The following is a 25,978-nucleotide window of genomic DNA, read 5'->3' as shown; positions in this document are numbered from 1 at the left end:
TATTACCGGCGAGGAGCTTATGACGCTGCAAGAAGCCATGCGCCGAATATTGGACGCCCGTTTGGAAGTTAAAATTGCCGATTTGAAAAAGCGCTTCGGGACCGGCAGAAAACCGAGCGAAGGCGATTACATCCTCTTGTTCAACGTGCTCGAGGCATTGTGTGATGCGCTGGATATGGCGCAAGATCTGACGAAAGTTGTGCCGGGTGAGGGGCTGCGGTTGGAACAAGACCGTCTCGCGCTGAATGTGGAGGCGAAGGGCGGGTTGAAAATCAACGCATCTGCGCCGTATCTGTTTGCCGATTTCGACGGTGACACATGTTTAGCGGCCGATGACAACGGTATCTATGTTAAATGCCGCCCCGTGCTTCATGATGGCAAAGGCCCCCTGTCTGTGCAAGCGGGGTTCGGCGTGAGAGTCGAAACGGTCGATGGTGTCGAAAAAGTGGTGCCGCAAGGCGTGAGCCAAGCCGTGGGCGGTATTGGGGCCACGGAGGACGGCTTAAGGGTGGAGGTAGCCGGTAGCGGGCTTACTATCGAAGAGGGGCTGGCGTTGATGTGCGGCAAAGGCATGAGCGCTGAACAGGGGCTGCAGATCGTGCTGACTAAGGATACAGCGTTAGCGCTCGATGCCGATGGTCTGTGTGTGTGTACAGGCAAAGGCAATGCGCTGCAGATTGACGAGAACGGTCAATTGACGCTTAATCCAAAAGTCTCGGTGAGCACGTTTGAAAAGATGTCATTCGCCGAGCGTCAAGAGATATGGAAGCTTTTAGAAGAGACCGCTCAACCCGCTGCGATCGGTAAACTGCGTATTTTGAGTCAGTCTGAAGATGTGCACTTGAATGACATCCTCAATGATCAGGAAAAAATTGAACTGGCCAAAGTTTATTTTGTGCCAGCTGCTTCAGAGCAACCAGTTCAGGTGGTCACGGGTGATTTGGCATCGGTCATTGTGCAACTCAAGGAGGCTTTTCAGACGGAAAAGTTACCGTGTCCCGAACATTACGTGTCATGGTTCAATGTGCTCGAAGCGTTGTTTGACGCGCTGGGTATGACGCAGGATCTAACGAAAGTCGTACCAGGTGATGGACTGCGATTGGAACAAGACCGTCTTGCGCTGAATCTGGATAAGAAAAGCGGGTTGAGTATCGATCAAAAATCATGCCTCACGGTCCATCTTGACGACAGCACATGCTTAGCGGCCGATGACAAAGGGATCGATGTGAAGTGCCACCCCGTGCTCCATGATGGCCAAGGCTGCTTGGCTGTGCAAACGGGGCGCGGCGTGACGGTCGAAAAGGTGGGCGGTGCCGAAAAAGTGGTGCCAAGCAATTGGCAAAGCAAGAATCAACCTGTGGGTGGTCTTCAAGCCACGGCGCAGGGTTTAACGGTGGCGGTGGCTAGCGGGCTTACGGCCCGCGGGGGGCTGGCAGTGGTTTGCGGTGGCGGTGTGAATGTCCAGGACGGGCTGCACGTCGCGCTGGCTCAGGACACAGCGTTGGCGCTCGATGAAAGCGGACTCCATGTGCATACCGTCGAAGGCAACGCGCTGCGACTGAACGGCAGCGGTCAATTGACGTTCGATCCGGGCGCTTTGGTCTCGGTTGAAACGTTTGAAAAAATGCCGCTCGCCCAGCGTCAAGAAATATGGCGGATTTTAGTGAGAGCAGGTCAAGAAAAAGAGGAGGATGAGTTGACATGAGTCCAGACGATGAAAACGGCGGGCTGCAGAATACGCTCGTGCGGAATAGCCCGCTGAGAGACCGGATTGCAGAGCTGAAAAGATATTTTCAAGCGGGGCAGGTCCCGACTGAAGCTGATTTTTCTGAACTATTGGACCTGTTACAGGAAGCCTGTCAAGCAGTTGGGGCAGTGGATCGTAATCCGGGAGCGGGTTTACAGCTGTCCCCGCCGTCAACAAAATCGGACGGTCCGTTGAAGCTGAGCGTCAAGTGTGATGGCCGGACAACTGAGCTAGGCGCCGAGCAAGAGGGGTCAAAGGCACTGAAACTGAAAACGAACCCGGACGGCGCGTTACAGGTTTCTGATGATGGAAAGCTTCAGCTTGTTTTCAGTTCGGAGTTGGAGGGAGAAGGTTTGCTTCAGATCCAAACGGGGCCAGGACTGGAGATTATAAGGAGCACGGGCAAAGAAACTCTTGCGATGAAGTTGCAAGAGGATAAAGGTTTGAGGTTTGACAGCACAAACGGAGGCAGCGTGCAGATCCATTGCGGGCCTGCCATCAAGATCGATAATGGGCCACTTGAGGTTGTGCTGGGTGAAGGATTGCAGTGGAATGATCAAGATAAAAATCTCGAACTCAATCTGGCAAAAGATAGTGGTTTGATATTTAATGGTGAAAATGCTGTCGATTTGCTGCTTAATCCAGAAGAAGATAACGTGATAGAGAAGGTCGAAGAGAATGGCCAAAACGCTCTGCGCGTAAAAAAAGACACGTTGCTTTGTGATGTTTCTACATTTAGAAAGCTTGATAAGGATACGGAAGGCCGCCTGATCCTAAAGGATATTTATCAGCTTTTATGCAAATCTGCGCAGGACGATACATGATAAGGCCGGATAAACGAGAATGCTGCACGTAGCGGAAAAGGCAGTAAAGTACTGCTTTCAATTCTTAACGGAAAATAGGGCGATTCGATGAAAGTTGATGAAAACGTTAAATTTAGATAACGGAGTAGAATCTTCGTATCAAAACGTGGAATCAGCGGGACTCGATCGAATGATGAGTAATGGAATCGAATAAAAACCCTGATGCGGAAAAAGAGGTCAATGAAGAGGACTCCGCTGTAGAGGGTCCATGGTCGCTGCCAAGGCTGAAATCGTGCTTTGAAGCCAAACATGTTCCACGACAGGAGCACTTCGATGCCATTTTGGATGGACTGTCGAAATGTTTTAAGGCCATTGGTATCGATTCAGAGGGAAAGCCAGAGTTGCCGGCGAATGGGTTATTTTTGAATAAATTGCCCAACGATAACTATCAGTTATCTGTATACCTGGATGAAAAACGTTCAATGACCAGCAAGACAGGTAGTGTGGCTGTCAAGGTGGACAAAGATCGCAGAATCGGCTCGGATGATAAAGGTTTGAAATGTATTTTTAGCGACGAGTTGAAGGGCAAAAAAAATAAAAGCGGTGTGACGATGCTTGCTTTGCAGGCGGGCTGTGGAATTGAGGTGACAAAGGTTAGTGTAAGTGGTGAGACTAAAAAAGTCCAACTAAAACTCAAGGACAAAGACACATTAGTCTTGGATGAAAAAGAAGGACTGGGGTTGAAGTGCAAGGAGAATAGTGGATTCAAGCTCGATTCTACCTTGCAGCTAGATATACTTAAGGGAAAAGGGCTGGTCATCCCGGATGAGGGAAATAATCAAAATAAATTGAGTGTCCAGCTTGATAAGATAAGGGGCGTGAAATTTAATGGCGGATTAAGTCTGAATCTCGATGCTGAGAGTCATTTTGAAGACCTTTCGAAAGGGCTTTGTTTGAAGCGGAGCGATATATTTTCAAAAGAGGTTTTTGAGGGTCTCGGAAAGGAGTCGTTAAAAAAAATATACAATTTACTTCGTTCTGTTTTTGATGAAAATGGTGTTCCTCTTGGGCCTGAGGTTAAAGATTTTTTATGGGCGGATGCCGTTTGCAGTCGTTACGATAATTATCGCTCGAATGGCGGTTGGTTTTCTGTTTTGACTCGTGATGAGGATGGCAAAAAAAATTCGTTAATGTTTTTGGATCAGGAGGAAAGAAAGGATATTGGGGAAATTGTGGGGAATTCGATTGTTGTTTTGGATAATAAATTGGTTGGTATTGGCGTATGCGAAGAAGAACCTGTGTTTTACAGTGTAGATATCAGTACTACACGCTATAGGGATGAAAAAATTAAACTTGAACCGAAATCTTGTCCAGAAACTTGTTTTCGTGGGCCATTGTGCTTTAGTTCGGATGGGAGTCGAGTAATTTTTTTGGATGGCGACAAAAAAGATGTCAGTGTATATTATTTTAGTGATGCTGCTGCTGATGATGGTGGTGGCGATGATGAAGGTGATGGTGACGTAAAGAAAGAATACGAAAAAAGTAACGATTTTTCTTCTAATGATGGTCTTCCCCCCTCTGTTGTTCCAACTTGTGTAACGTTAAGTGGAAATGGAAAATTTGCAGCGGTGGGAGATAAAGAAAAAATATATTTCTTCAAAGAGGAAAGCGAAAAGAATTGGACTAAAGAGCACGAATGTGAGTTGCCTCATTCTGCGCTAGCCATCGGTGAGAATGCAGATTACTTCGCCGCGATAGAGGAAAATACCATTGGAGTTTATCGAATTAAACGGGGGAATTCTGCTATTCAGTTTATTGATAAAGTGCAAACGCTTGATTATTCCGCGCGGTCCATCTCGATGAAAGTAATCGAGAACTTGGAGGAAAAAAAAGAACAGTATCTTGTTGCAATCAAAGCAACCAATGACGAGGCCTCACCTTTGGGGATGGTTTTCAAAGGGTCGGTCATCGTGTGACATCATCAGTTCGATGATTGGGCCACGCACCTGAAAGGGGAGGCGTATGAGCTGGCTGAATGGCAAACTGTCCCACTTCTCGAGAGGCTTATGTTAGAAACTCAACTACAAACTGATGAAGCCGTTCAAGACACCGCCGCAACAGCGCTTGCGCCCTTTGTCTCGACGTATGACCGCTTGCCGTACACTTCATATCCGTTCGAGCAGACACACCCAGGCGCATTGGCTGCGCTGGCAGGACTGTTCGGACTTACCGCGCCACCAGTGCGTACCGCGCGGATTCTGGAGCTGGGTTGCGCGGCTGGCGGAAATCTGATTCCGCTCGCCACCGAATTTCCTGAGTCGGTGTGCGTTGGTGTCGATCTGTCGCCGGTCCAAATTGAGGATGGGCAACAACGCATTGTTCACTCGGGTCTGCGCAATGTGCACCTCGAGTGCCGCGACTTGCTCGAGCTTCCTGGCACATTGGGCCTATTCGATTACATTATTTGTCACGGTGTCTACAGCTGGGTGCCGCCCGCGGTACGCGCGGCGATTATGCAAATTTGTCAACAGCATTTGGCACCCGACGGAATCGCGTACGTTAGCTATAACGTGCTGCCGGGTTGGCGGCAGCGGCAGGCGATTCGGGATGCGTTATTGTGGCACATTTCAGCGGACGCGGAGCCAGCCCAGCAGCTCGAGCAGTTGCGTGCAATGCTGAGTTTTTTACGAACGCATGCATCGTCTGATTCGATGTATGGCTCGGCAGTATGTGCCATCATCGACGATTTGGCGCAGCGCTCAGATCCGTATTTGATGCATGAATATCTGGCTGCCACCAACGCACCGTGCTTATTCAGCGAATTCGTGCAGGCAGCCAAAGGGCTGGTGTTCCTGTGCGAGGCGCGCTTAACCACTATGCTGCCGGAGTTGAGCGCTCCCGAGCGGGCAGCTGCGATCCGCGCGTGGACGGGCGACCGCTTACTTGCGAACGAGCAGATGAGTGATCTCGTCTCGGGTCGCCCGTTTCGCGAAAGCTTGCTCGTGCATGATCATCGGACGATTGAGCGCACATTGCGGGCTACGCATATGGATAAGCTGCACGTCGTTTTGTGCGGGTCTTACCGGTTCGAGCAGGAGAATGACGCTTGGGTGTTGCATGCTCCTCAAGGTCAATACCGGACGTCCGATCCTATTGTGCAGGCGGCTTTGAAGACGCTTATCTTACGGTATCCGGCTTCGAGTACGTTGGATGAATTGAGCGCGGCTGCGGTGGGATCTGGCATTTCAGAGCCCGTTCGAGCGGCGATACGTGACGCGCTGTTTTACCTCGTGGTGGGCGGGCTCGCGATCGCGCGCACGGAACCGGTGTGCGCACAATCTGCGAGCACACTGGAATGCGCGGCGCTGGAGGATAAACTGGATAGGACATTTTGCTGTGCCAGTGCACTGGCGCGCAGCGATGCCGCAGCCGGCGCGCGGGCCACGGCGAACCTGCTTCACCGGCCTGTGCAGCTTACAGCCATTGATATCCTTCTGTTACCCCGCTTGACGGGGGACATGTCGATCGCTGCGCTACTCACGGCACTGGCGGGTGCTGTGGAAGAAGGGCTGCTTACGTTTGCTGAGCACGGTGATGTGTCGCTGCGTGAACTGCTCATCGCACGTTTGCGGCATTATGCGCGGGCGGCATTGCTGGTCGCACAGGCAAACGACGAACCAGGCGGCCACTGGCAGGATGCCGAGCACGGCCAGGTGCGAGCGATGACCTTATCAGGGGAGGCGTCAAGTACAGCTGGGCAATCGATTAATGAAGCGATTGTCTCGTTCAGTTCGCCAGAAAATTAACTGGAGAGCAGCCGTGTCCAAGATTGACCGACTGCGCTTATCGTTCAAGGCTGAGCAGTTTGATGGTCACGCGTTGCTGCGTGAATGCAGCCAGTTGTTCCACCAGCGTGTGCTTGCTGATCTCGATCAACTCATCCATCGTTTAGCGAAGCGAGTCTCCCGTCCCAGACTCATCAAACGGCTGGTGATTGATCTGGGTGTGTTGGATGCGTCCGACTGGAAAGAGCAATGGCGAACGCGCTTGCTGCAGCGAGTGGAGCAGGCGCTTATCGAGGAATTGGCACGTGCTGAGCAGGGCAGGGCCAAGGAGGATTCGACGACACCGCATGATGGATTCCAGGCGTGGATTCGCTGGCTGCACACGGGCGTTGGGACTGCGCCAGATGCACCGTCTCTTTCCACGATGATGAATGTTCAGGCACATCCAGCGATGCCGGCAGCACCTGTGACGCAGCTCACCGAGAGCGCTATGCGCACTGTGCGAACCCGGCTGCAACAATGGTTGAAAGCGAACCCGGTATTGCACCCAGCAGTGCGTCGCCGGTTGGCGCAGCTGTGTGCGATACCGGCGCTACAGGATATTTGGGCTGCCTATGAGGCTCAGCACCCCAAACCGGCTCAGCTGGATAGCCTGGCCCGTGCGGTACAAGGCATTCCGCTCACCACATACTCCCCGGACGCTATTGCAGGGTCCAATCGGCCGGCTCCGGAGGCGGTGCCCGTGCAGCAAGGTAACCTCTGGCCAGATGCCTCCATGCGCGCACCGGATATGGCCTATCGGATAAACCCCGCGATTGCGCCGAACGAGCCCGCTGGTTTCAGCGCTGGTTTTGGGCTGCTCTGGCCGTTGTTGCCGGGCGTGTTTCGTGCGCTTGAACGCAATAAACCGGTGGCAGATACTGATAATGCATTGCTGTGGGCTGCGTTGGAGTCTTTTCAGTCACACTCGGCGATGCCGACACCCTCCGCAATGCAGGCCACCGAGAAGGCCATATGTACCGCGCGAACCCGTCTGCAACAATGGCTGCAAGCGAACCCGGTATTGCGCCCAGCAGTGCGTCATCGGTTGGCGCAGCTGTGTGCGATACCGGCGCTACAGGATATCTGGGCTGCCTATGAGACTCAGTACCCCGAACCGGCTAAGCTGGATAGTCTGCCCCGTATGGCACACAGTATTCCGTCCGCCGCACACGTCCCGGACGCTATTGCAAGGACCAATCGGCCGGCTCCGGAGGCGGTACCCGCGCAGCAAGATGCCATCTGGCCAGATGCATCCGTGCGCGCACCGGATATACCCTATCGGATAAACCCCGCGATCATGCCGAGCGAGCCCGCTGGTTTCAGCGCTGGTTTTGGGCTGCTCTGGCCGCTGTTGCCGGGCGTGTTTCGTGCGCTTGAACGCAATAAACTGGCGGCGGATACTGATGATGCATTGCTGTGGGCTGCGTTGGAGTCTTTTCAGTCACATCCGGCAATGCCGACATCTTCCGCAATGCAGATCACCGAGAAGGCCATACGTACCGCGCGAACTCGTCTGCAGCGGTGGTTACAAGTGAACCCGGTATTGCACCCAGCAGTGCGCCACCGGTTGGCGCAGTTGTGTGCGATGCCGGCGCTAAAAGATATCTGGACTGCCTACGAGGCTCAGCACTCCGAACCGGCTAAAGCGGATAGCCTAGCCCGTGCGGCGCAAGACATTTCATCCGCCGCACGTTTACTGGATGCTATCGTAGGATCCAATCGGCCAGCTCCAGAGGCGGTGTCCGCACAACGTACCGTTCGGCCAAATGCACCCGTGCTACCGGATACTCCCGATCGTACAAACAGAAGCCGTGACCGGAACGCCGCGTTCATACCGTCCGAGTTTGCCGTCTTAAACGCGGGTCTCGTGCTGCTGTGGCCGATGTTGCCAGGCTTATTTCGCACGCTTGCGCTACTCGATGATGTCAATCAATTTATCGATGCCAGCGCACCGTTGATTGCTGCGGGTTGGCTTGATGAACTGGCTTGGGGCGATGACACGGTTGCCGAATGGCGTACACCGGTTAATAAACTACTGTGCGGTGTGGCACTGGACGCTATGTTACCCGATTGGCAGCCTGACCCAACGGTGAGGGCGCAACTGAACGGCTGGCTCGCGGCGTTGCCATCTCGCCTGCCGGGGTTGCATCGCTGTGGTGTGACTGACGTGCGGCAATTGTTCCTGCAACGTCCCGGCATGCTGACGCGTCAGCCCAATGAGCGCTGGACGCTGCAGGTTGAACCGCATGCGGCTGACGTGCTGTTACACACGATTCCGTGGCCACTCGAGCAGGTGTGGTTGCCATGGTGTAACGATTTGTTATGTGTGGAGTGGCGCAGATGAAGAGTCAGTGCTTACCACACTCGTCTTGCGGAAGATGAGCGTGGTAAGCACCACGGACTATCCGCCCCCTTCCCACTTAAAGGTGGTACTGGCGGCGAGCGTGGTTTGCAAGGGATTTTGCTCGTCATACCCGCTTTTGAAGTAGCCGAGCGTATATTCGATGCCATTCTCGACGTTTTGACCTTCAGGGAGGGTGAACACACCGTTCCCCTTGTTGGTGTGGATTGGCACCGGCGAAAAGCATCGAGGTCTTTTGTAGTAAAGCTCAGACACCGTAGAGCCCTCCCACAGTCCGACCCAATCGTTGTCGTCCTTCGGATTCATCCCTCTCGGTACGCAGAGCCGGTACGATAACGATGCCGGGCCAATCTGAGTTACCGAAAACGATAGGCTATCCGTAGGAAAAGATACCGAGAATCGACCGTCGCCCACACCTTCGATGAGCAGCGTGGCGACAATGGCCTTGACGTTATCATCCACCGCATAGGCCATTAAGTACGGCTCTTTACTCAACGAAAGCCCCGTGAAGTTGGTCGAGGCGTTAGGTTCGTTGCGACTGATGGACTGCGATCTGAAAGGCGTGATTTTGACGAGAACGTCCTCTCCTTTCGTTTGCCAGAGATAGACGGTATTTTTGTTCGTCTTCGGCTGGTTCCCCGGCAGTGTGTCATAGCGAAAGGGGATGATTCTCGGCTTGATGTCCTCCGCTTCGACAGTGAACTGAGTGATCGAAGTTGCTTGGGAGGAGGGCTCGTCCATCATTTTTCCCTCTTAGTTTGAGCAAAAGGACCGCATACGTTTGACTGACCTGGCGCAGCTGGACTCAGGCGCGGGCGCCCGCTGGGGCTTTATCCGCCCGGGTACCGCCCGGCGTTTATGGACCGGTAAAGATGGTAATGGCGGCGAGCGTGGTTTGCAAGGGGCCTTCCTTACCGCCCCCTTCTTGATTGTTCTTCTTATCTTCTTCTTTCTCTCCCACTGCTTGTTCGTTCTTCTTATCTCCTTCCTTACTGCTCCCTTCTTTATCGACTTTCTTATCTTCCTTATACCCGCTCTTGAAGTAACCGAGGATGTATTCGATGCCGCTCATGAGGTTTTGGCCTTCAGGCAGCGTCAGTCCACCGTACCCGCTGTTGATGTCGCTTAACACCGGTGAGGAGAATAGGGGTTTTTTGTAGTAGAGTTCCGACACCGTAGAGCCCTCCCACAGTCCGACCCAATCGCCATCGTCCTTCGGACTCATTCCTCTCGGCACGCAAAATTGGTAACATAACGATGTCGAGCCGATCTGGGTCACCGAGAACGCCAGCTTATCTTCTGGGAGGGATACGTCGAATCGGCCGTCCCCTACACCCTTGATGAGTAGCGTGGTCACAACGGCGTTCACGTTATTCGCTACCGCGTAGGCCATCAAATACGAGTCTTTAGCCAGCGAGAGCTCGTCGAAGTTGGTGAAGTTATCGGCCCGATTAGAATCGATGAGCATCGATTTTCGCTGCGGATCTTCATGGAAAGGGATCTCTTCCCCATTCGTTTGCCAAAGGTAGACGATATTTTTGTTTGCCTTCGGTTGGTTCCCAGGCAGCGTGTCATAACGAAAAGGTATGATTGTTGACCTGATGTCTTCCGGCTCGACAAAGATTGAAGTGGTCTGAGAGTGGAACCTACCTGGGCTTATTATCATATCGCCTCCTAGTTTGCGGTCTACTTGGATGCTGCTTAGCGTTTAGGGGCCCTTGAAGTGGACAATGGCGGCAAGCGTGGTCCGCACGGGTTCGTTTGGTTGGCTCTGATCGTATCCGCTCTTGAAGTAGCCGAGCATGTAGATGTCGCCACTCACGAATTGCTGACCGTCAGAGAGAGTCAATCTATCGTTCCCGTGGTTGCCGTCGACTAATATCGGCTTTAAGCCAATCGGCTTTTCCGCAGGGTTGTAGAGTTTTGACACCGTAGTACCCTTCCACACTCCGATCCAATCCCCGTTGGCTTTCGCTCTCGTCCCCGCCGGCATACGGAAACTGTACGACACCCTTGCCGTATCGATAGGGGTTGCCTTCAACGAGAGCGTCTCGTCGCTGGACGCCGGGATGATCTTGTAGCTCTTGCTGTCCTCCTGGTACTCTAGACGCTGCGTGGTCACAACAGCATCCACTGTTGGGCCCACCGCGTAGGCGATCAAGTAATTCGCCTGATCCAACTTAACGCTAAATTTTTGGCAACCTTTGACTGAGTCGGAGTTGATTGAATGCTTTTGTGAGCCAGCATCCGTTGAGGGGACTGTCCAACCCTCTTTTTGCCAGAGGTAGGCGGTATTTTTGTATGTGTTCGGCTGGTTTCCGGCTAGCGTTTTATAGTGAAAGTCAATTTCGGTTAGGTCGATGTTGATTAAATCAACGCCGAACTGGGTGAGGGTAGGTTTCGAAGGGCCTTTGAAGGGGACAACGGCGACGAGCGTGGTCCGCAAGGGTTTTTGCGTATCATACCCGCTCTTGAAGTAGCCGAGCATATAGTCGTCGTCAATCTCGAATTGCCGGCTGTGAGGAAGGGTTAGTTCATCCGTCCCGTTGCTGTCGTCGATTGATACCGGCAAGAAGTGAATGGGCTCTTGCGTATCGTCGTAGAGGTTCGATACCGTGGAACCCTTCCACACTCCGATCCAATCCTCATCGTCTTTCGCGCTCGTCCCACTCGGCATGCGGAAACTGTACGACACCGTTGTTGGATTGACATCGGTTATCTTAAACGAGAGTTTCTCCGCCTCGGGTGGCGTGATGGCCTTGTATTTACCGTCGCCCAAAGGCTCTAGGCGCTGGGTGGTCACAACTGCGTTTTTTCCTTTGCCCACCGCATAGGCTATCAAGTAATTTCGCTTAGACAACCCTTCAGAAGGGGTAAGGTCCTGTATGTCGCTGGGTGAGTCGGTGTCAATTGAATGTTTCCCTTTTAGGTCCGCATCCGATGAAGGAATATCCCAATAGTCTGTCTGCCACAGGAAAACGGTATTTTGGTATGTATGTGGCTTATTTCCATTTATCGTATCATAATGGAAAGGGATGGAATTCGGCTGAACTCTTTCCCCATCGATTTCGAATCTGGTGAGAACAGCTGGATCAGCAAGAAGCTGAGCTAACATCCTCATCATTTTTCTCCTTTTTCGCGCTTTTGATTTGAAGGAATCGGGCCACTTCTTATTGGAACTACGGCGCCATCTCAGCCTTCTACCTTTCCCCATGCATGGATAGGCGCCGCTAAAATAATAAATACGTGTGATTTGCCCGGCGCTATTGAATTTAGGGGCAGGGGAGGGCGCCCGGTAGCCTCAGCTACCTGGGCGCGGCTCAGCGCTTAAGGGCCCTTGAATCGGATAACGGCGGCGAGCGTGGTCCGCACGGGTTCGTTTGGTTTATTCTGATCGTATCCGCTCTTGAAGTAGCCGAGCATATAGTCGGCACCACTTTCGAATGATTGACCGTTAGGAAGAGTAAGCCTATCGCTCCCGGAGCTCTGGTCCATTGTTAGCGGCTTTATGCCAATGGGTTTTTTGTTAGGGTCGTAGAGGTTCGATACCGTGCTACCCTTCCATACTCCGACCCAATCCCCGTTGGCTTCAGCGCTTGTTCCATTCGGCGCGTTGAAGCGGTACGATACCGATCTGGTAGTGGGATCGTCATTCAACTCAAATGAGAGCTTTCCATCACTGCCGTCCTGCGGCGGGATGACTGTGTATTTACCACCGCCCTGGCTCTCTATGCGCAGTGTGGCCACGACAGCATCCTTTGTATCACCCACCGCGTAGGCGATCAAATAAGGCAAAGCAGCCAACTCATTGTCAGGCTCAAGATCGTTGAAGCCGCTGGGTGAGCCGGTGTCAATTGAATGTTTCCCTTTTAGGTCCGTATCATCTTCGGGAACATACCAAGAGTCTACCTGCCACAGGAAGACAGTATTTTTGTTTGTATTTGGATTATTTCCACTTATCGTACCATAACCAAAAGTAATCATCGACGTGCTAACGTCTTCATCCCTGATTTCGAATTTGGTGAGAATAGTTGGATCAGCAAGAAGTTGAGCTAAAAACATCATTTTTCTCCATTTTTCGGTTTTGACTAAAAGGCAGTTGGATACTTCTTATTGGGACCACGACGCTTTCTCAACTTCCTACCCCTTCCCATCCATTGAGAATGGCACCGTTAAAAGCCCGCATACGTTTGACTTGCTCGATGCAGCTGAACTCGTCATCGATGAGGTGATTGTCCCGCCAGCTTGAGTTCCCTGACCAACCAACAGCGAACCCCCATTCACTTTAGTCCATGTGTGAAAATAGTCAATGACTAAATCTCCTAAGATTTTGTTAAGTTTAGTACTGTTCATGATTTGCTGTTTTTTCGTACCACTGATACATTTATGGTTGCAATGTTGGATCATTTGGTGAAGTCCATGTCTTTTTCGATGAAATCTGATCCTTTGTGGCAAGGCTGTGTGGCCAAAATAGGTGTTGTGAGATCTGTAAGGAACGTGCATATTGACGCGTGAGACTGGCAAATTTCGACGAAGGTTGAATGGATCCGAAGGTGCCGGCCCCAATCAGCGTGATGTGGCTTCAATGAAAACTCTTTCGACTGACTTGTTAGACGCCCTTGCATCGGGCGCTAGACAACCCGATACGGTTGATTTGGCCAATGCACCGCCTGCGAATGCATGCGTGGCACATGCGTTTGAGGTGCTGGGGCCATGGCTCGAATACGTCGACCAGGCGCTGCAGCACCTGCTGGTGTGGCAGCACCAACGCGAAGACGACCGCTTTAACATAGCGGAGTTGCTGTGCACGCAGGAGGCGCTTGAAGCCACACGCACGCAACCGCGCGGCATGCCACATTGGAGCACAGCGAGCGGCGACGCTCCCCCGTGGACAACGCTGTGCGCACCCGTGCCGCGCGGCCGGCTTGCCAATGTTATCGACCGATTCGGGCTGACGCATTTTGAAACCCAGGTGCTGGTGCTGTGCTTATTGCCGCTCATCGAGCCACGCTACCACGCACTGATGGCTTATTTGCAAGGTGATGAAGGCGCGAGTTGGCCTGGCGTGGAGCTCGCGTTGACGCTATTTAGCGCCACGCCGGTGGAGCGCATCGCACACCGCCACCAACTGTACTCGATCGCAGGCAACTTGTTGCCCAATGAGCTTGTGCATACGGCCGAGCGTAATGGTCGCGCATGCGCGCGCGACGATGCGGCCTACCTGCGCGTGAACGAGACCGTGTTTCGCTATCTCAGCGGGGCGGACACGATGTCCCTACCCATGGCACTGACGGAACTCGCACAATGGCGCCCAACCTCACACATCGGCGACGCGCTGCGTCACGGCGCGTGGGCCGCGTGCGCGGAGCAGATTGCGACGTTCTGTTTCGGAGTTGGATCACGTGCCATGCCCACCCCATTATTACTGCTGCAAGGGGGCGATGGAAGCGAGGCACTTATCGTGCAGCTAGCCAGCGAGGCAGGCCGCCCAGCCCTGACCGTCAACCTGCGGGCGTTGCCAGACGATGCGACGGATGCCTGGCCGCTGCTATTGGCGGTGCTGCGTGAGGCGCGCTTGCACGGCGGCATATTGGTATTACACCACGTCGCCGAAGGCGTATCTCGGCACGGGCCGCTACTCGAGGCGCTGGAGCCACGACTGGCGCGGCATGGTCAACCCATTGTGTGCCTATTGCCTACGCACGGAACAGCAGAGGCGTTCGCAAGCCTGCCGAAGTTGCGCCTGACGATGCCGCCGCGCATGCACGAGGATAATGTGCGGTTGCTGCAAGCTGGCCTGGGGACTAGCAGTAATGGGTGGGACCTGGCGGGCTTGCTTAAGCGTACACGGGTAAATCCGGACACCCTAACTGCAACGCTGCAGGAGGCGCAAGGCTATCGGGCACTGCGTGGGGCGCAAGCGCCGCTCGCACAAGCCGACCTGTGCCAAGCGCTGCGCGTGCGGGGCCAGCAACACTTTGGGCAACTCGCACAGCGCATGCAGCCGCAGCGCACTCTCGACGACCTGATCGTGAACGAGAACCTACGTGAGCAGCTGCACGAGATTCTCGCGGCCATCCGGCAGCGCGACGCGGTGCTGACGCGCGGGTTCGCCCGCAAAGTAGGCTATGGCACTGGCATCAGCGCACTGTTCTATGGCGAATCGGGTACGGGCAAGTCGATGGCCGCAGAGGTACTCGCCGGGGAGTTAGGGCTGGATCTGATCCGGGTGGACCTGTCGACGGTGGTCAACAAGTATGTCGGCGAGACGGAGAAGAACCTGTCGCAGATCTTCGATCTGGCGGTGGCGGACACGGGCGTATTATTGTTCGACGAGGCGGATGCGTTGTTTGGCAAGCGCAGTGAGGTGAAGGACGCGCAAGACCGGCATGCGAACATCGAAGTGTCGTACTTGTTGCAACGGCTAGAGCAGTACCCCGGGCTGGTAGTGCTGACGACGAATAACCGTGCGCACTTGGATGATGCGTTCACGCGTCGCTTGACGTTTATTACGCGCTTCGAGATACCCAATGCCGTATTGCGTGAGCGCATGTGGCGGGCGATCTGGCCGGAGCAGGTGGCGGTGGATCAGGAAGTGGACTTTGCGCGGCTCTCGGCGGTCACGGAGTTGACGGGAGCGGGAATCCGGAATGTGGCGTTGCTGGCGAGCTGGCTTGCTGCCGAGCAGGATCGGGCGGTAAATTGGGTTGATATCGCTCGCGCGGTGCGCCGCGAGCTGAGCAAGACGGGGCGGATCATGCCGCAGCTTTAAGTAAAGGTCTTTGCATGACGGATGCGATCATGGCAGACTAAATCATGGATAGGGGCGAGGAGTCAGAAAGTATGCAGCCGATCATCACTTTGAATAAAGCGATTGCACTTTCATTGGAAAAATACTTGTTGCGGATCAGCGATGAGTCGATCGACATTCGTTTTGATATTCCGGACAAAACATTGCTACCGGATATGCCAACCGTTTGTGTGTTTCTCTATGACATTCAGGAAGACCTTGAGCTACGCCAAGGGCAATCACGCCAGTATTGCGCAAAGACAGGGACATTTGATGCTAGACAAGCAAACGTACGTTGTTGTTATCTTGTGACGTATTGGGAGCAACTGAAGAAAGAGGGGATGAAGCCGGACGGTCAACCGATGGTAGTCATGAATGCGGTGCTTGATGCATTACTCAGTGCTGAGCTAGGTACGCTTCTTCGAGAGGCAGGTCTGCCGTCATTTTCTCGGGTGATCGCACCAACGGAGCATTTGTCAAGTTTGGGGAATTTTTGGCAATCGTTGGGTGATCGGCCACGCCTGTGCCTGAATTTTCAAGTGACGATACCAGTTAAAATCGTTCCGGATCAGCCTATAAAAGCGCCACCCGTGTTCAGTACGGAACTTGAATCGTCAAAGTGGGAACAGTACGATAAATCGTTGCCCTTCAAGCGCGCGCTGGTTAAACCAGTTCTGCAGAAGTCGGACGTAAACAGAATGCCTGAGGTACGAGCACAGCTCGCACGTTTGGCAATAACATGTGAGTATAAAAAGCCCAATCAGCCTGCGGTTCACATAAGCGGCCTACTTGACCAAGCGACAAATAATGCAGTAGGAGAAGTGATTAACGAGTATAACAATCGTTGGAATGAGATAGATGAGGACCTGCCTAATTCCCTATTGGTGAGCACCGATTTGACTGTAGTGAACGCTCCCATCCACGATACCGATTGATGAAGGAAGACTGACTTGCGTGTCCGCAACGTCATGAATTTTAAGTATGGGAAAGATGCCGATGATGAATTGAGGATCGGCTTGACTGTGACAGCAGTATAGACGCCGCAATGATATGCCAATTCAAGCTGGTATTCCCGCGTAAACGATTTTGAATCTGATGTGTTAAATACGCAAAATTAGCATTGGTTTGTTGCCTATAAAGTGATGTGGTGCCGTTAAGTATGACGCGCTGGCGCAAGCGGCCTGTTGCCGTGACGGCTCTTCGCCTCAACGCACTGACGCATGGCAGACCAACCAGAGCAAACCATGTCGTCTACTGAAAGCTTATCTCAATCCTGCGCATGCATGTCTCCCATTAGCGCCTCAACGCTATTGAAGCGCTTGAGGTTACCTGCACGAGCCTCACGCATAGCCGCGATAGTAGTTTCATTCGGCACCAGCGGCTCAAATGGAAGGGTATTTTCGTGGACGACGCGGGTCAGCATGATGCGAAAAGCGTCGGGTACCGTAAGGCCCGTCGCCGCCAGTATGATCGATGCCTCTTCTTTGATACGCTTGTCGATGCGGGCGGGAACAACCGCGTTTGCAGACATGGCGGGGTTTCCTAGCCTATGGGCTAAATTGTGGCCCATATATCTGGAATGCGTACCTCGTTTATTGCCTAAACGTCATGACATCCCGCGGGTTAGGCGCTTGCATGTGCAGGTTCCTGTCCTCATCGCCGTTCGCTAGACCCATCAAAGCATTTAGGAATCGACAACGTGGAATCCCTTTCAACATTTGTCCAAAGTCCAGTTTTTTCACCACTATCTATCATCTTCGGCGGGCCGATTATGGTCGGCCTATTTTGGTGGCGTGCCGGCTCGATTCATGTCGTGTTGGAGCGGCTCTGGCAGCTGGTTGCCGGCAAGGCCGACGTGCATGACCCAGTACTGAAAGCGCTCTTGCTTGAAAGCCGCGACATTGAAAAATTTAAATATACCTACCGGTTGAAGGTAGAGACCATGGCTGCAATCCACAGGCTCGACAAATGGAGAAGAACACATGAAATCAGCATGTCTCGGCTTCAAAAAATGCGCTTTTGGATTGATACCACTTCACACGAGATGGTGCGCCAGCCACCCAGGCACTATGTTTTGGCCCATTCAGCGTTGGCTTGCTTGACACTGCTCCCAATGTTCGGGATCAGTCAACTCGCCGGGTCGGGCGATGCTTACCTTCAAACGCGCACATCCAAAGTTTTGTTCAAGACCGACGCCGTCACGGTCAAGGCACCGCTGGGAGGTTGGTCCTTCGATTCGGCAAGATGCGCGGCCGACAAAGCTGGCCTCGCGCGACTGACCGGCTTCAATGCCTCCGAAATCGACGCAATTTGCAATGCTCTGAAAGACGATAATTTGAAAGCGCTGGTCAAACAAACCCTAAAAGAGCAAGCATGGGTCGCAATTGCTGGCGTCCTGGTTGCCGTTGTCGTAGCCCTGAGCAATATCTTGGCTGTGCGTTCAGCAGAAGAAGCCCTGCGTCTAAGAAAGCAGCTGTATCCATCCAGTGAAGGTGACGGCAAGGAGGAGGACCAGGCAGTGCAGCCTGGATCGCCAAAGTCCAAATCCTCGCGTTTTAAGAGCCGAATGAAGGCTGTGCCGGATGGCGTGGATGTCGATCACCCATCTGAACCGCACGACCAGTGAAGTTCGCCTTCAAGGTTACCGGCCCGATATCGAACTTTGCGCGTTGTTTCACCATCTCAGGTGCCACTTTAAGTCGGTAGTCGATGAAGTACCGTTGTAGCTACGGCGAAGCGCTCTTCAACGCCTCGCCTGTCGCCCAGCTCGACAAAACGTGCACAATGAAGGCCAGAGTCGCAGTGGCCGGGGAGCACAACGGAAAGTCTCACTCTCTCCCGCTAAGCAAACGGTGGATACTCGTTGTCGGTTGATCCGACCGTCTGGTGTCGTCCGGCGGCACGCGGTTGTTCCGGCTCATACAGGAAGACTTTTGCCAAGCTACGAGAACATCGTCGCTCGTAACGTACGCGAGAACGAAGGTAAGCCAGGCCTCAAGCAACTGTTTTCTTCGTGCAGCAGTGGCTGGATGCTGAACGTGACTTGCGCGCTGGCCACAAACCGTCTCGGCACACTAAAAATCTGGCAGGCTCCTACGGCAGCCGTGTCAAATGGGGTTCAGCCAACTTGGCAAGTCGACTGGCAATGCATCATGTATCAAATCCTTCAGCGGACAGCTGTCTCAGGACTGCGTGGACACCAACTGGCTCTTGTCGTTGGCCGACGCGCGGCACAAAAATAAAAAAGACCCATAAGTCTTTCAACTGATGGGTCCACTTTTTTCGGATTACGCGCCTATTTACCGCAGGCCTCAAACATCAATATTCCCCGCCCGCAACGCGTTGCTCTCGATAAACGCCCGTCGCGGCTCGACCTCGTCGCCCATCAACGTCGTGAAGATCCCGTCGGCGGCGATCGCATCCTCGATTTGTACCCGCAGCAAACGACGCACGGCCGGGTCCATCGTGGTCTCCCACAGCTGTTCCGGGTTCATTTCGCCGAGCCCCTTGTAGCGCTGCTTCGACACGTTGCGCTCCGCATCCGCGATTAGCCACTTCATGGCGCTCTTGAAATCCGTCACGGCCATCGTCCGCTCGCCGCGCTTGATCATTGCGCCGACGCCGATTAGCCCCTTGAATGTATTCGCGGTATTCGCCAGTTGCTGGAAGTCCGCGGTCAGTAGGAACTCTTCGTCGATGATCGAGACTTTGATATTGCCGTGATGCCGCCGCTCGATGCGCAGCGAACGCAATTCGCGCACGGTGTCATATTGTGGCAGGACCGATACGTCCGGCTTGAGCGCGCTATCGCGCAGCTTGTCCTGCAGGGCTTGCGCGGATTGCCGCGTCGCATCTTCGGACGTCAGGTCGATGGTCACACCGTCCATGACTGCTTCGAGCGCAGCCTCGTCATAGAGCTTGCTGAGCCGGTCCACCACTGCCTGCGCAAGCAGGTACGAGCGAGCAAGCTCGCCCAGCGCGTCACCGACGATCGGCGCCACGCCTTCCGATGGCACCAACTCCGCGCCATGTAACGCCAGCTTCAGCATGTGCTGGTTTAACTCGTGCTGGTCCTTCAGATAGCGCTCGTCCTTGCCGGCCTTCAGCTTGAATAGCGGCGGTTGCGCAATGTAGACATACCCGCGCTCGATCATCTCGGGCATTTGCCGATAGAAGAATGTCAGCAGCAGCGTGCGGATATGCGCGCCGTCCACGTCCGCATCGGTCATGATGATGATGCGGTGGTAGCGCAGCTTCTCGAGGTTGTAGTCGTCTTTGCCGATGCCGCAACCAAGAGCCGTAATCAATGTGACGATCTGGTCGGACGACAGCAGCTTGTCGTACCGCGCTTTCTCGACGTTCAGCACTTTGCCGCGCAGCGGCAGGATCGCCTGGAATTTACGGTCGCGCCCCTGCTTCGCGGAACCGCCCGCAGAGTCGCCCTCGACGATGTAGATTTCCGATTTCGCTGGGTCTTTTTCCTGGCAATCGGCCAATTTGCCGGGCAGTCCAACGCCATCCAGCACACCCTTGCGGCGCGTCATCTCGCGCGCCTTGCGCGCCGCGTCGCGCGCCCGCGCGGCATCGACGATTTTGCCGCAGATGACCTTCGCATCGTTCGGCGTCTCGAGCAGGTATTGCTCGAGCGCTTTTGCCACGACCTCCTCGACCGGCGCGCGCACTTCCGACGACACCAGTTTGTCCTTCGTCTGTGAGCTGAATTTGGGCTCCGGCACTTTGACGCTGAGTACGCATGACAGCCCTTCACGCATGTCGTCGCCGGTCGTCTCGATCTTCGCTTTTTTCGCGATCTCGGTGTCGGTGATGTATTTGTTGATCACGCGCGTCATCGCCGCGCGCAGCCCGGTCATATGTGTGCCGCCGTCCCGCTGCGGAATGTTGTTCGTGAAGCACAGGACATTTTCGTTGAAGCTGTCGTTCCATTGCATCGCGACCTCGACGCCGACGCCGTCCTTTTCGCCGACGACATGGAAGATGTTCTGGTGCAATGTCTGCTTGGTTTTGTTGATGTATTCAACGAAACCCTTCACGCCGCCCGCGAATGCGAAATCGTCTTCCTTGCCGGTGCGCTGGTCGGTTAGCCGGATCCGTACGCCATTGTTCAGGAACGACAACTCGCGCATGCGCTTGGCGAGGATGTCGTAGTGGTACTCAACCGTGCCAAAGATCGTGTCGTCGGCCAGGAAGTGCACTTCGGTGCCGCGGTTCTCGGTGTCCCCGATAAGCAACATGGGCGAGACTTGTTCACCGTCGCGCTGCTCGAGCACGCGCTCCTGCACGACGCCGCGATGAAATTCCAGGAAATGCTTTTTGCCGCCACGGCGCACGGTGAGCCGCAGCCATTTAGAGAGTGCGTTGACGCACGACACGCCGACGCCGTGCAGCCCGCCGGACACCTTGTAGCTGTTTTGGTCGAACTTGCCGCCGGCGTGCAGCTCGGTCATCACGATTTCGGCCGCGCTGCGCTTCGGTTCGTGCTTGTCGTCGCGCTTGATGTCGGTTGGGATCCCCCGGCCGTTGTCGGTCACGGAGATCGAGTTGTCCGCGTGAATCACCACATGGATGTCGTTGCAGTGTCCGGCGAGTGCTTCGTCAATCGAGTTGTCGAGTACTTCGAATACGAGATGGTGCAGACCGGTGCCGTCGGAGGTGTCCCCGATATACATGCCTGGGCGCTTGCGTACAGCTTCGAGACCTTCGAGGATCTGGATCGACGACTCGCCATAGCTGTTATCCGCGCTCGAATTCGCTTGCAGATTGTGCTGTTCAGTCATGAATTTCTTCCGGTTCTGCGTCCTGCTTAAACACCCAATAAACATCAAAGGGGCCGGGATGGTTCCCTAGGCCCCTTGGTCATCGTTCTGGTCTGCGGGTTATATCCGCATTGGCATCACCACGTATTTGAATTGCTCGTTCTCGGGGATCGTGATCAACGCGCTCGATGTCGCATCGCTGCCCAGCGCGACTTGGATCATGTCGACTTTCAGGTTCGCGAGCACGTCCAGCAAGTACGTGACGTTAAAGCCCACGTCCAGCGTATCGCCTTGGTACGCAATCTCTAGCTCTTCCTGTGCCTCTTCCTGATCGGCATTGGTCGACATGATTTTCAGCTGGCCGGGCGCGACGATGCACCGTACGCCCTTGAACTTGTCCGACGTCAGGATCGCCGCCCGTTGCAACGAATGCTGCAATTCGTCACGGCCAATCATGAACGTGTTTTTGTGGCCTTTCGGGATCACGCGCTGAAAGTCCGGGAACTTGCCTTCGACGAGTTTGGATACCAGTTCCACCTGGCCGAACGTGAATTTTACCTGCGTGGACGCGATGTCGATCGTCAGCGGGTCGTCGATGTCTTCCAGCAGCCGCTGTAGCTCGAGGATCGTCTTACGCGGGATGATCACTTCCTGGCGCGTGAACGCGCCGTCCGTTTTCATCGATGAGAACGCGAGGCGGTGGCCGTCGGTCGCCACAGCCATCAACTGATCACCGTCGACCACCAGAAGCATGCCGTTCAAGTAATAGCGAATGTCCTGCTGCGCCATCGCGAAATGGACCATCCCGAGCAATTGCTTGAATGTCTTCTGCGGCACCGATAGGTTCGCGCCGAAGTCCTTTGCCTGCGCTAGCGTCGGGAACTCGTCGGCCGCCAACGTTTGCAGCGCAAACCGGCTCTTGCCGGACTGAACGGTCAGCCGCTTGTCGGACAATGTCAGCGTGACGTCGCCGATCGGCATCGCACGCAGGATGTCGACGAGCTTGCGCGCGGCCACCGTCGTGGCGACTTGCTCGTTGCCGATGCCGAAGTCGGCACGCGTGGTGATCTGCAATTCGAGGTCGGTGGACAGGAACGACACGTCCGGGCCGTTTTTGGAGATCAGCAGATTGGCGAGGATCGGCAGCGTGTGGCGGCGTTCGACAATACCGCTGACCGTCTGTAACGGACGCAGCAGGGTGTCTCGTTCGGTCTTGACCAATTGCATAGAATTCCTTCGTTGATATGACGGCTCATCCGCCCCCATCGCCATTGCCGTGCGTAGCGCCCGGTGCGGGGCGGCCCCGGGCCCCGCGCCGCAGGGCATGTGGCGGGTCGATCAAACAGGCGTTTGAACAAGGCATAGCGCCCGGCTGTCGGCCCGCCGGCCATAAACCCGTATTGTGCCTGAAAAACGCCCAGATTTGACCGGATCCATATGGGGGTGACCATGCCGGCTTCCCAGGCGGCGCCTGCGGCGGCGTATGGGTTCTGTGCTGCGCGGCACCCCCGGGGGCCGCCGCCCGCCACGCGGGATAGGGGTGATGGCGGCCGGCGCCGCGACGCGGCACCGTGGCGCATCGTGGGCCGCCGTTCCGGACCGCCGGGGCGGCTACCCCTTGAGGGTTTGCTCGAGCACGTGTAACTCGTGGTTCAACTGCGCATCCTTGCCGCGCTCGTCGGAGATCTTGCGCACCGCGTGCAGCACGGTTGTATGGTCGCGACCGCCAAACAGCTCGCCAATCTCGGGCAGGCTCTTTTGCGTAAGCTCCTTGGCCAAGTACATCGCGATCTGGCGCGGCCGCGCAATGTTGGCCGGGCGCTTCTTCGAATACATGTCGGCGACCTTGATGTTATAGAAGTCGGCGACGGTCTTTTGGATGTTCTCGACCGAGATCTGGCGGTTTTGCACCGTCAACAGGTCCTTGAGCGCCTCCTTAGTCAACTCGATCGTGATTTCGCGTCCGTGGAACTTCGAGTACGCGAGAATCTTGCGCAGGGCCCCTTCAAGCTCGCGCACGTTCGAGCGCAGGTGCTTCGCGACGAAGAACGCAACATCCTCGTTCAGCGCGACGCCCTCGGACTGCGCCTTGCGCATTAGGATCGCGACGCGCATCTCCAGCTCGGGCGGCTCGATCGCTACCGTCAGACCGGAGTCAAAGCGTGAGATCAACCGGTCATCGATGCCGGAGATCTCCTTCGGATACGTATCGCTGGTGATGATTACCTGCGCCTTGTTCGCGACCAGCGCCTCGAACGCGTAGAAGAATTCCTCCTGCGTGCGCGACTTGCCGGAGAAGAACTGGATGTCGTCGATTAGCAGCAGGTCCAGCGAATGGTAGTAGCGCTTGAACTCGTCGAACGCCTTGCGTTGGTACGCCTTGACGACGTCGGACACATACTGCTCCGCATGGATGTAGCGGATGCGCGCATTGGCCTTGTCCTGCAGCAGTTGGTTGCCAATTGCGTGGATCAAGTGCGTCTTGCCCAGCCCGACGCCACCGTACAGGAACAGCGGGTTATACGATACGCCGGGGTTGTCGGCGACCTGGATCGCCGCGGCGCGCGCGAGCTGGTTCGCCTTGCCGGTGACGAAGTTTTCGAACGTGAGGACCGGATTGAGCTTGGAGCGCTCGTATGCGGAATCGGCCTCGGGCGACGGCGCGGATGCCCCGGCGCGAAAGTTGCGCCGCGCCGCCGCGGCTTCGTTCGCGTCTAGGTTCGGCAAGTCCAGTTCCGCGTTGCCGTCCGCGCTCGCGGCGCTGGCCGTGCTCAGCGCCTGAGCCATCGTCGGCTGAGGCGGTGAGCCATTGGCCAGCGCGGCGGCCGACGTGCCCGAGGCCGCGGCAATGACCGCGTCCACGGCGTTGGCGAGCGGGCTGCCGCTGGCGCGCCGTGCCGGTGATGCCTTCATGCCGGCTTTCGGATCGAGGACGAACTGAACGTGTACCGGATGCTGCCAAAAGTCCCGCGCCAGGTCGGTGATGCGCCCGGAAAATTGGCTTTTTACCCAGTCAAGCTTGAAGCGGTTTGGCGCGGCAATGCGCACCGTGCTGGCTTCAGCGTCGAAGTCGACCAGCGTGAGCGGTTTGATCCACGTCGCGTACTGCTGAGGCGTCAGTTCACGCGCCAGCAGTGTCGAGCAGTGTTGCCAGAAATCGTTCATGTGGTCTGTCGTGGTGTCGCGACGCCGTATCGGCCGCACCGCTCGACGCGAACGGCGCGGTTTTCCTCAGGATTCTTCATAGGGTTGCACTCGAAGCTGTGGGACGCACTCAGCCGCAGATGCGACAACGCATTGCGGCGGCCGAAGCGGCGTACTGGATTCTTGGGATAGCCGGGATTCTACCGCCAAACGCGTCAGGCGGGGCGAGTTATCCACAGGGTCGGTTCGGCGCCGTTGTCGCGCACGCTCGGAGCGACGGCCTGCGCCAGTGAACGTAAGATATTGACGCCGCAAAGAAAAGCAGTTTAAATAGCGGGTTCCGCGAAAACCGAATTTTTCGGCTCGGCGTCGCACTGCCGTTGTGCTGGCGCGTCAGTTCCTTGCAAAGCACGCCGCGGCCCATCCTCCAACGAGTGAGAGCAACATGAAACGTACCTATCAACCGTCCGTGACGCGCCGCAAGCGCACCCATGGCTTCCGTGTTCGCATGAAGACCGCGGGTGGCCGCAAAGTCATCAACGCTCGCCGCGCGAAGGGCCGTAAGCGCCTGGCCGTCTAAGGCCGGCGTGACGCTGGGTAGCGACGGTCGGCGGCCGAGCAGCGCGGTTCGCGCACGTCGATGCCGGGCGATGCCCGCCATGGGCGGCATGCCGAGCGGTGCGACGGACCGGCCCACTAGACGAGAGGCCTGACCGCGTGCGCACGACACCTGCTGGTTTCCCGAAGGCCGCAAGGCTGCTGAAAACGGATGAATTCTCATCCGTTTTTCGTTTGCGCCCATGGGCGCGCTCCGCTCACTTCGTATTGTACGGCCGCCCCACCGGGCAGGCTGCGCGGCTCGGCGTGGTTGTCGGCAAGAAGCAGGCGCCGCGCGCGGTCACGCGCAACCTGGTCAAGCGGCTGGTTCGCGAGGCATTTCGCGTGCGGCGCCTGGAGTTGACTGGCTGGGACGTGCTGATCCGGCTGTCGGGCAAGATCGATCGTGCTCGGTTTCCGAGTGCCGGGTCTGCGGCGCTCACGCAGATGCTGCAAGCGCAGATCGAGGGGCTAGTCGGGCGCGCGGTGCGCGAGGCCGCACGTCGCACGGGCGGCGAACGGCCTGTGCAGGCCCAGGCGTCGGTGCTTGCGCCGCACCACGGGCAGCGCGGACCAGCGGCCTCGGCCTCGTCGGGCACGGTGCCGGACGATGGCCCGCCGGCCTCGGCCTCGTCGAGCACGATGCCGGGCGATAGCCCGCCGGACCGGGCGTCCACTGACACGCAGCGATGACATGCAAACGGTGCTAATCGCGCTTCTGCGCTTTTACAAGCTCGCCGTGAGCCCTTATCTCGGCGATCGGTGCCGTTTTTACCCTTCATGTTCGGACTACGCGCGCGAGGCGGTCCAGTATCATGGCGCCGCGCACGGGACCTATCTGGCAGTGAAGCGATTGTGTCGCTGCCATCCGTTTTCGGCGGGCGGCGTCGACCCGGTGCCGCCGGTTCGTGCCGACAGGCGCTAGTCGCTCAGC

Annotated in this window: 18 protein-coding genes and 1 pseudogene; 11 read left to right on the top strand and 8 right to left on the bottom strand. The window is 55.7% G+C overall.

Annotated elements, in window-relative coordinates; genetic code table 11:
- The first annotated feature begins 19 nt into the window (after nt 1-19).
- The 5 genes from KPG66_RS13345 (at nt 20) to KPG66_RS13325 (ending at nt 8,721) form a co-directional block, all read left to right on the top strand.
- The gene (locus KPG66_RS13345) at nt 20-1,705 is read left to right on the top strand and encodes a hypothetical protein (protein WP_237071143.1); all 1,686 of its coding nucleotides are present in this window, start codon (nt 20-22) and stop codon (nt 1,703-1,705) included.
- Nucleotides 1,702-2,571 (top strand): hypothetical protein, encoded by an 870-nt coding sequence (locus tag KPG66_RS13340; RefSeq protein WP_237071142.1) that lies wholly within the window; start codon nt 1,702-1,704, stop codon nt 2,569-2,571. The genes KPG66_RS13345 and KPG66_RS13340 overlap by 4 nt, the downstream gene beginning before the upstream one ends.
- Nucleotides 2,572-2,750: 179 nt before the next feature.
- On the top strand, nt 2,751-4,526 hold the full coding sequence (locus tag KPG66_RS13335; RefSeq protein ID WP_237071141.1) for a hypothetical protein: 1,776 nt from the start codon (nt 2,751-2,753) through the stop codon (nt 4,524-4,526).
- A gap of 90 nt (nt 4,527-4,616) precedes the next feature.
- On the top strand, nt 4,617-6,356 hold the full coding sequence (locus tag KPG66_RS13330) for a class I SAM-dependent methyltransferase (RefSeq protein ID WP_237071140.1): 1,740 nt from the start codon (nt 4,617-4,619) through the stop codon (nt 6,354-6,356).
- Nucleotides 6,357-6,369: 13 nt separating this feature from the next.
- Nucleotides 6,370-8,721, top strand: coding sequence for a contractile injection system tape measure protein (locus KPG66_RS13325; protein ID WP_237071139.1), 2,352 nt, complete (start codon nt 6,370-6,372; stop codon nt 8,719-8,721).
- Between the two features lie 57 nt (nt 8,722-8,778).
- Here KPG66_RS13325 and KPG66_RS13320 read toward each other — a convergent pair whose 3' ends face one another.
- From KPG66_RS13320 to KPG66_RS13305, 4 genes are all read right to left on the bottom strand, one after another.
- Nucleotides 8,779-9,480: a hypothetical protein gene (locus KPG66_RS13320; RefSeq protein WP_237071138.1), complete on the bottom strand. Its 702-nt coding sequence runs from the start codon at nt 9,478-9,480 to the stop codon at nt 8,779-8,781.
- A 115-nt stretch (nt 9,481-9,595) separates the two neighbouring features.
- Entirely contained in the window at nt 9,596-10,207 is a 612-nt protein-coding gene (locus tag KPG66_RS13315) for a hypothetical protein (RefSeq protein WP_237071137.1), read from the bottom strand.
- Nucleotides 10,208-10,447: 240 nt separating this feature from the next.
- Entirely contained in the window at nt 10,448-11,860 is a 1,413-nt protein-coding gene (locus KPG66_RS13310) for a hypothetical protein (RefSeq protein ID WP_237071136.1), read from the bottom strand.
- A 206-nt stretch (nt 11,861-12,066) separates the two neighbouring features.
- Nucleotides 12,067-12,801, bottom strand: a complete 735-nt coding sequence (locus KPG66_RS13305; protein WP_237071135.1) for a hypothetical protein — start codon at nt 12,799-12,801, stop codon at nt 12,067-12,069.
- 523 nt (nt 12,802-13,324) lie between these two features.
- Here KPG66_RS13305 and KPG66_RS13300 point away from each other — a divergent pair.
- Together KPG66_RS13300 and KPG66_RS13295 are read left to right on the top strand one after the other, a co-directional pair.
- Entirely contained in the window at nt 13,325-15,511 is a 2,187-nt protein-coding gene (locus KPG66_RS13300; protein ID WP_237071134.1) for an ATP-binding protein, read from the top strand.
- 71 nt (nt 15,512-15,582) lie between these two features.
- Entirely contained in the window at nt 15,583-16,464 is an 882-nt protein-coding gene (locus tag KPG66_RS13295; RefSeq protein ID WP_237071133.1) for a DUF4255 domain-containing protein, read from the top strand.
- A gap of 332 nt (nt 16,465-16,796) precedes the next feature.
- Here KPG66_RS13295 and KPG66_RS13290 read toward each other — a convergent pair whose 3' ends face one another.
- Nucleotides 16,797-17,060, bottom strand: coding sequence for a type II toxin-antitoxin system RelB/DinJ family antitoxin (locus KPG66_RS13290; RefSeq protein WP_237071132.1), 264 nt, complete (start codon nt 17,058-17,060; stop codon nt 16,797-16,799).
- A gap of 168 nt (nt 17,061-17,228) precedes the next feature.
- Here KPG66_RS13290 and KPG66_RS13285 point away from each other — a divergent pair, with 168 nt between their 5' ends.
- Nucleotides 17,229-18,155: a DUF6216 family protein gene (locus KPG66_RS13285; protein WP_237071131.1), complete on the top strand. Its 927-nt coding sequence runs from the start codon at nt 17,229-17,231 to the stop codon at nt 18,153-18,155.
- A gap of 685 nt (nt 18,156-18,840) precedes the next feature.
- Here KPG66_RS13285 and gyrB read toward each other — a convergent pair.
- The 3 genes from gyrB to dnaA form a co-directional block, all read right to left on the bottom strand.
- Entirely contained in the window at nt 18,841-21,324 is a 2,484-nt protein-coding gene (gene gyrB, locus KPG66_RS13275) for a DNA topoisomerase (ATP-hydrolyzing) subunit B (RefSeq protein ID WP_237071130.1), read from the bottom strand.
- Between the two features lie 99 nt (nt 21,325-21,423).
- Nucleotides 21,424-22,530: a DNA polymerase III subunit beta gene (gene dnaN, locus KPG66_RS13270; protein ID WP_237071129.1), complete on the bottom strand. Its 1,107-nt coding sequence runs from the start codon at nt 22,528-22,530 to the stop codon at nt 21,424-21,426.
- Between the two features lie 384 nt (nt 22,531-22,914).
- Nucleotides 22,915-24,468, bottom strand: coding sequence for a chromosomal replication initiator protein DnaA (gene dnaA / locus KPG66_RS13265; protein ID WP_237071128.1), 1,554 nt, complete (start codon nt 24,466-24,468; stop codon nt 22,915-22,917).
- A 424-nt stretch (nt 24,469-24,892) separates the two neighbouring features.
- Between dnaA and rpmH the strand changes: the two genes are divergently transcribed.
- The 3 genes and pseudogenes from rpmH to yidD all read left to right on the top strand — a co-directional run bounded on the left by rpmH (nt 24,893) and on the right by yidD (nt 25,969).
- On the top strand, nt 24,893-25,027 hold the full coding sequence (gene rpmH / locus KPG66_RS13260) for a 50S ribosomal protein L34 (RefSeq protein ID WP_006998755.1): 135 nt from the start codon (nt 24,893-24,895) through the stop codon (nt 25,025-25,027).
- A gap of 98 nt (nt 25,028-25,125) precedes the next feature.
- Nucleotides 25,126-25,551 (top strand): annotated as a pseudogene (gene rnpA / locus KPG66_RS13255) (ribonuclease P protein component); the annotation flags it as partial.
- A gap of 187 nt (nt 25,552-25,738) precedes the next feature.
- On the top strand, nt 25,739-25,969 hold the full coding sequence (gene yidD, locus KPG66_RS13250) for a membrane protein insertion efficiency factor YidD (protein ID WP_041753937.1): 231 nt from the start codon (nt 25,739-25,741) through the stop codon (nt 25,967-25,969).
- Nucleotides 25,970-25,978: the final 9 nt, after the last annotated feature.

It is taken from the genome of Mycetohabitans sp. B2 (assembly GCF_021733735.1).
Lineage (GTDB): Bacteria > Pseudomonadota > Gammaproteobacteria > Burkholderiales > Burkholderiaceae > Mycetohabitans > Mycetohabitans rhizoxinica.
Note: the sequence above shows the minus strand (reverse complement) of the source record. Positions and strands in the feature narration are given on the sequence as shown.